At 62.2% G+C, this 5,958-nt stretch carries 8 protein-coding genes and 1 tRNA gene; all 9 read left to right on the top strand.

Going from position 1 to position 5,958, the window contains the following annotated elements:
* A partial coding sequence (locus VEK15_32795; GenBank protein ID HXV65520.1) for a tetratricopeptide repeat protein occupies positions 1 to 507 on the top strand: 507 nt, incomplete at its 5' end.
* Positions 504 to 1,313: a hypothetical protein gene (locus VEK15_32790; protein ID HXV65519.1), complete on the top strand. Its 810-nt coding sequence runs from the start codon at positions 504 to 506 to the stop codon at positions 1,311 to 1,313. The genes VEK15_32795 and VEK15_32790, both read left to right, overlap by 4 nt.
* Positions 1,310 to 2,197, top strand: coding sequence for a 4-(cytidine 5'-diphospho)-2-C-methyl-D-erythritol kinase (ispE, locus tag VEK15_32785; protein ID HXV65518.1), 888 nt, complete (start codon positions 1,310 to 1,312; stop codon positions 2,195 to 2,197). The genes VEK15_32790 and ispE overlap by 4 nt, the downstream gene beginning before the upstream one ends.
* 48 nt (positions 2,198 to 2,245) lie before the next feature.
* The gene (spoVG, locus tag VEK15_32780) at positions 2,246 to 2,605 is read left to right on the top strand and encodes a septation regulator SpoVG (protein ID HXV65517.1); all 360 of its coding nucleotides are present in this window, start codon (positions 2,246 to 2,248) and stop codon (positions 2,603 to 2,605) included.
* Between the two features lie 136 nt (positions 2,606 to 2,741).
* Positions 2,742 to 2,816 (top strand) — tRNA-Gln (locus VEK15_32775).
* Between the two features lie 34 nt (positions 2,817 to 2,850).
* Positions 2,851 to 3,792, top strand: a complete 942-nt coding sequence (locus VEK15_32770; GenBank protein HXV65516.1) for a ribose-phosphate pyrophosphokinase — start codon at positions 2,851 to 2,853, stop codon at positions 3,790 to 3,792.
* A 276-nt stretch (positions 3,793 to 4,068) separates the two neighbouring features.
* Positions 4,069 to 4,743: a 50S ribosomal protein L25 gene (locus VEK15_32765; GenBank protein ID HXV65515.1), complete on the top strand. Its 675-nt coding sequence runs from the start codon at positions 4,069 to 4,071 to the stop codon at positions 4,741 to 4,743.
* Positions 4,715 to 5,356, top strand: coding sequence for an aminoacyl-tRNA hydrolase (gene pth / locus VEK15_32760; protein HXV65514.1), 642 nt, complete (start codon positions 4,715 to 4,717; stop codon positions 5,354 to 5,356). Before VEK15_32765 ends, pth begins: the two co-directional genes overlap by 29 nt.
* 37 nt (positions 5,357 to 5,393) lie before the next feature.
* The gene (gene rpsF, locus VEK15_32755) at positions 5,394 to 5,846 is read left to right on the top strand and encodes a 30S ribosomal protein S6 (protein ID HXV65513.1); all 453 of its coding nucleotides are present in this window, start codon (positions 5,394 to 5,396) and stop codon (positions 5,844 to 5,846) included.
* Positions 5,847 to 5,958: the final 112 nt, after the last annotated feature.

Genomic DNA, 5,958 nt, shown 5'->3' with positions numbered 1-5,958 from the left:
GAGGCGTTTCTGCGCTCGCGGCTCGAAGCTCGGCCCGACAGCGTTGGTCTCTTGTTCCAGATGGCGGCCATCCAGGAGCGTTTGAGGAAGTTCGACGAGGCCGAGGCTCTGTTCAAGAAAGTTCTCGAGCGGGATCCCGAGAGCGGCGCCGCCCTCAACTACCTCGGCTACATGCTCGCCGAACGTGACGTGCGGCTGGAAGAATCACTCGATTACATAAAACGCGCGCTGGCCCAGGATCCCTATAACGGCGCCTACCTCGACAGCCTCGGTTGGGTCTATTTCAAGATGGGCAAGCTCGATCTGGCGGAGGAGCACTTGCTCAGGGCGATTGAGAGCCTGCGGTTGACCGGAGTCGTCTACGATCATCTCGGGGATCTCTACTACGAGATGGGAAATCGGGAGAGGGCCGTCTCTTACTGGCGCCAGGCCCTCGCTGAGGAAGATGACGAGGTCGAGAAAGACACGGTAGCCCGCAAGATCGAGGAAGCCGCGCGCGACCGATGACCCGCCTCGGGGCCGTGCTCGGTGGCGCGGTCGTCGTCCTCGCGCTCTCGTTTGGCTGCGCGCGAAAAACCCTGCCGCCACGTCCTCCGCCCGTGCCGTTGAGTCCATCCGAGATCGAGGCGATGCTGGAGGCGCTCGAGCGGCAAGCCGAGAGTGTACATCGCTATCAAGGGTTGGTGCGCGTTCGAGGACGAGGACCGGAGGGCGGCTTCGACGCGCGCCTGGTCGTGGTGTTCGAACGACCCGACCGCATGCGTGTCGAGCTTCTCGGAGCGTTCGGCGCGACCCGATGGAGCGCCGTCGCCGACGAAACGCAGATCCTCGCCTACTTTCCGGGGAGAAAACAGTACGTTCTGGAGAGCGACGTCGAGTCCGTCGTAGCGCTTCTTCTCGGGGTCGAGCTCGACACGAGAGACCTGATGGCGATCCTGTCCGGCGTCGGGGTCGTTTTCGATCCGGCGACGGTCGTTTCGGGTGAACGTGAAGGAGCGAGCGTGATATTGCGCTTCGATGGCGGTCGTGCCCTCGTTTTGGACGATCTCGGACAGGTCGTGGAAGCCCGGGCTCCTGGGTATCGCGCGCGCTACGAGAGCCGATGGAAGAACGCCGGTCGGAATTTCCCCGACGCGGTCGTCCTCGAGAACGACACGCTCCGAGCGCGGATTCTGACCGAAGAAGTCGACGTGAACGTTCCTCTTGCCGAGAATGTGTTCGTTCTGGAGTTGGCGGAGGGTGCGACCCGACTGCGCCCCGCGGAAGTCGACGGAGAAGCCGTTTTCGTAGTGACTCGCGAGCCCCCCCCGTGAGCCAAAGACTCTCCGCTCGCGCATTCGCCAAGATCAACCTCGGTCTCGAGGTCCTGAGCTCGAGACCAGACGGCTATCACGAGATCCGAACCATCCTGCAGACCATCGACCTTCACGACGAGCTGAGCTACTCCGAGGGCGATGGAATCGAGATCTCTTGCGATGACAGGGAGCTGCCCACCGGCAGCGCGAACCTCGTCCACAAAGCCGCCGCTTTTCTGGCCGACGCCGCGGGAATTCCTCCCGATGTCTCGATTCACATCCGAAAACGGATCCCGGCCGGTGCCGGTCTCGGAGGGGGTAGCGCGGACGCGGCCGTAACCCTCCTCGCTCTGGATCGGCTCTGGAAGCTATCGACCCCGATCGACGACCTCCACCGCGTGGCCTGCCGCATCGGTATGGACGTTCCGTTCTTTCTGCGCGGCGGAACGGCCCTTGCCGTGGGCCGCGGCGACGAAGTGTATCCTCTGGCGTTCGAGCCTGACTTTTACATCGTGTTGATTCTGCCCGACTTCTCGATTTCGACCGCGGCCGCTTACCGCAGTTTGCGGTTGACAAACAAAGGGTCGAGTCTTAAACTTGCCCACTTCGCTTGGGGCGATCCCACGTTCCTCGAAGGATTGGGAGAGCTGGTGAACGATCTTGAGGGGGCAGCGGGCGAGCATTCCGCCTCCATCCATGAGTGCAAACAGATACTGTGCCAGAAGGGTGCTTCCGTCTCCATGATGTCGGGCAGTGGGTCGTCCATATTCGGCGTTTTCCACGATGAGGCCCGAGCGCGCGAGGCCGCACGTTCTCTAGGCCACGAGGGCGTTCGAGTCGTGCTCACCAGGACACTCCGTGGCCAAATCTATCGAGAAAAGTTGCTCGCGGTCCCAGATTGAGGACTCGGTCAGCACGCGGTTGCCGGCCGACTCGGAAGGAGATCTTCGATGGAAATCACCGAGGTCCGGATTTTCCCCGTTGACGACGAGAAGCTGAAGGCGTTCGTCTCGATCATTCTCGATGACTGCTTCGTCATTAGCGACATCAAGATCATCCACGGTCCCAAGGGATTATTCGTCTCGATGCCGAGCAAGAAGCGGAAGGACGGAACCTTCCGGGATATCGCCCACCCGTTGAACAGCGACACCCGTCGAAAGATGGAAGACCATATATTGAACCGCTACCGGGTCGAAGTCGACGAGGCAGAACGGCTCGAGCCGCGTGCGCTTCCCGGAGAGAGAATCGCCGTCCGCTCCTCTCCGAGCGCCCCGAGCCCCACGCGGCCGAGTGGAGTGAGCGAAGCCTAGCAGGGTGATGAATAACTTGAGCCCAGGCTGCGTTCGCTGGTCCCGCCACGACATCGAGCACTCCTTCAGGTCGGTCCCTCTTGATCAACCCGGACGTTTGCTAACATGGTCGGCAGAGCCGATGTAACGGCAGGGATGGGGCGTGGCCAAGCGGTAAGGCGCCGGACTTTGGATCCGGTATTCGAAGGTTCGAATCCTTCCGCCCCAGCCAACCCGCGCCCCCAATCACTTAGAATATCGAGGACATGAAACGACCGCTCAAGCTGTTCGGCGGAACTTGCAACCCGAAGCTCGTCCAGGAGATCGCTGATAGCCTCGGCGTCGAGCTGAGAGGCGCCGAGCTCACGAGGTTCGCCGACAGCGAAGTTTCGTTCCAGATTACGGAAAACGTGCGGGGAGCCGATGTCTTCGTCGTCCAGCCGACGGGGCCGCCGGTCAACGAGCACCTCATGGAGCTGCTGGTGATGATCGACGCTTTCAAGCGGGCGTCGGCGAGCCGGATCACGGCGGTCCTCCCTTACTATGGTTACGCCCGCCAGGACCGGAAGGAGCGGCCACGGGTCCCCATCTCTGCGAAGCTCGTCGCCGATCTGATCTCGACCGCGGGCACTTCTCGAGTCATCACAATGGATCTCCACGCAGGTCAAATCCAGGGCTTCTTCAACATTCCAGTCGATCACCTGTTTGCCGCACCCGTCATGCTCGAAAGGGTTACCTCTCTCGGTCTCCAGAGACTCGTCATCGTTTCACCCGATGCTGGAGGTGTGGAGCGGGCTCGAGCTTACGCGAAGCGGCTCCGGGTAGCCCTAGCGGTCATGGACAAACGCCGCGGCGGAAACAACGAGGTGGAGACCATCCATGTGATCGGCGATGTCGTCGGGAAGACCGCACTGATCGTAGACGACATCGTGGACTCGGCCGGAACTCTAGTGAAAGCCGTCGAAGCCTTGCGCGAGGCAGGCGCCGACCGGGTTTTGGCCTGCTGTACCCACCCGGTACTATCCGGACCCGCCGTGGAGCGCATCGAGGATTCCTCCATCGAGAAGCTCATCGTTTCCAACACGATCCCGCTGAGGCCGAACGCCCGGGCGTGCGACAAGATCGAAGTTCTCTCCGTGGCCCGCCTCCTCGGAGAGGCGATCTTGAGCGTTCACGACGAGACATCCGTGAGCAAGCTCTTCGTCTAGTCTAGTCTCTAGCTAGTTCTAGTACTCAATGCCGTGGCGGGACCTGTAATCGACCGGCCGCCACGGCTCGGGGCTGCTTACGGCGCGGCAATTATTCGCACTGCGTGCTCACATCTCATATCTTCGAAGCAGCCCGAATGCGGACGATTGCGCCGGGCTCGCTCCGCTCGCGCAGGGTGGGCTGAGTTCTTCAGCACCCTGCTCCGTTATACCGAACTCGATTCTCCTGTTGTATAATTGCCGGCTGTTTCTCTCGAGGAGAAAGGAACCGATTCCATGGCATCGTTGACGATGGAGGCAGAGCCGCGATCGGCGTTCGGCAAAGGGCCGAGCCGTCGCCTTCGCGCGGAGGGCAAGGTTCCGGCCGTCCTCTACGGGGGAGGCAAGGAGAGCGTGCCCCTGACACTCGACCCCCGCGCCGTGACCGGCATCATCCGATCTCACGGCGGCATCAATACGATTTTCGAGCTGGCCATCAAGGGTAACAAAGGCAAAGAGAACGTAATGATCACCGACTATCAGATCGAGCCGGTGCAGCACCATCTGCTGCACGCCGATCTGATCCGCGTGGCCATGGACAAGGAGCTGACTCTGGACGTGGCCATCGAGCTGACCGGCGTCGCGATCGGGGTCAAGCAGGCTGGCGGCATACTCGATTTCATCACCCGAACGGTGGAAATCTCGTGCCTCCCGAAAGACATACCGGAGACGATCGTCGCGGATGTCTCCGCGCTCGATATGGGCGACTACCTGAGGGCGGCGGATCTGTCTCTCCCCGACGGTGTCAAGCTCGTCTCCGAACCGAACGTGGTAATCGCCCACGTCATTGCGCCCAAGGTGGAAGTCGAAGAGAAGCCGGCGGAGGAAGCCGCGGCCGAAGCTCCGGCAGAGGGCGAGGGCGCCGAGGCGAGACCAGGAGCTCCTGCGGAGGGCGAAAGCGACAAGGATTGATGCCAAATCGGCGCTTCGACTCCTCGTCGGTCTCGGCAATCCCGGGAGTCGCTACGAAGGTACGCGGCACAACGTGGGATTCGAAGCCGTCGATCGACTCCTGCGCGCGAGCGGCGGCCGCTGGAAGCGGGCGACTTCTACGGATATGTCGGCCGAGATCGTGCTCGAAGGCTGCCCATTGACGCTGCTGAAGCCGCTGACTTATATGAACTTGAGCGGAGAGTCCGTCAGGGCATGGGTGGACAGGCTCGCCATCGGCCGATCGGCGGTCCTCGTCTACCTCGATGACGTGGCGCTGCCGTTGGGGCGGTTGAGGCTGCGGCCAGGGGGAAGTTCCGGAGGACACCGCGGGCTCCAATCGGTCATCGACGCACTTCACGGGGAGGATTTCCCCAGGATGCGTATCGGGATCCACCCGGAAGCCGCCCTCGACAGGCTCGAGGACTTCGTGCTGTCCCGGTTCAGCGACGAAGAGACGAAGACCGTGAACCAGGTCCTGGACCGTGTCGTGGCGGCCACGAGGACGGTCCTGACCGAGGGGCTGGCCAAAGCCCAGTCTCTCTTTAACGCGGCGGCGGACCCGCCGTCCGGTGCGAGCGGGCCGGAGCCATGATTGGGCAGCATGGCCCGAGCCACAGCAGGAGGCAGACTTGCGTACGTACGAGATGATGTACATTCTCGATCCCACGCTGGACGAGGATGGGTCGACGGCACTGGTCGGGAAGATCGAGGAGCTGATTTCCAGGCAGGGTGTCGAGATCGAGAGCACCGAGCCCTGGGGAAAGCGCCGACTCGCGTACCGGATCAAGGGTCATTGGGAGGGTAACTACATCCTGAGCTACCTGAAGGCCCCGCCCGCGGCAATCTCCGAGATCGAGCGACGTTTGCGGGTCACTGACGGGGTGTTGCGGTTCTTGACGGTGCGTGTGGACGAAGAGCGAGTGAAGCAGGAGCGGCGCAAATCACGGCGAGCCGAGAAGGATGCCGCCCGCCGGGAACGCCGGGTGCGGCGGTCGCGCGAGACGCCGGTCGCGGAGGCATCCCCCGACGGGAGTGCGCCGGACGACGAATCGATTTCCGACGAGTCGGTAAAGGAGATTTGAGTGATGCAAAAGAAATCCGGCACGATGGCGCGCAAACCCTCGGTTGGGGGAGCCGGCGGAAAGCGACGCTTCTTCTATCGCCGGGCCAAGGTCAACCCTCTTCTCGACAAAA

It is taken from the genome of Vicinamibacteria bacterium, assembly GCA_035620555.1.
In the GTDB taxonomy this organism is placed as follows: domain Bacteria; phylum Acidobacteriota; class Vicinamibacteria; order Marinacidobacterales; family SMYC01; genus DASPGQ01.
This window is presented reverse-complemented; position numbering and strand designations above follow the sequence as displayed.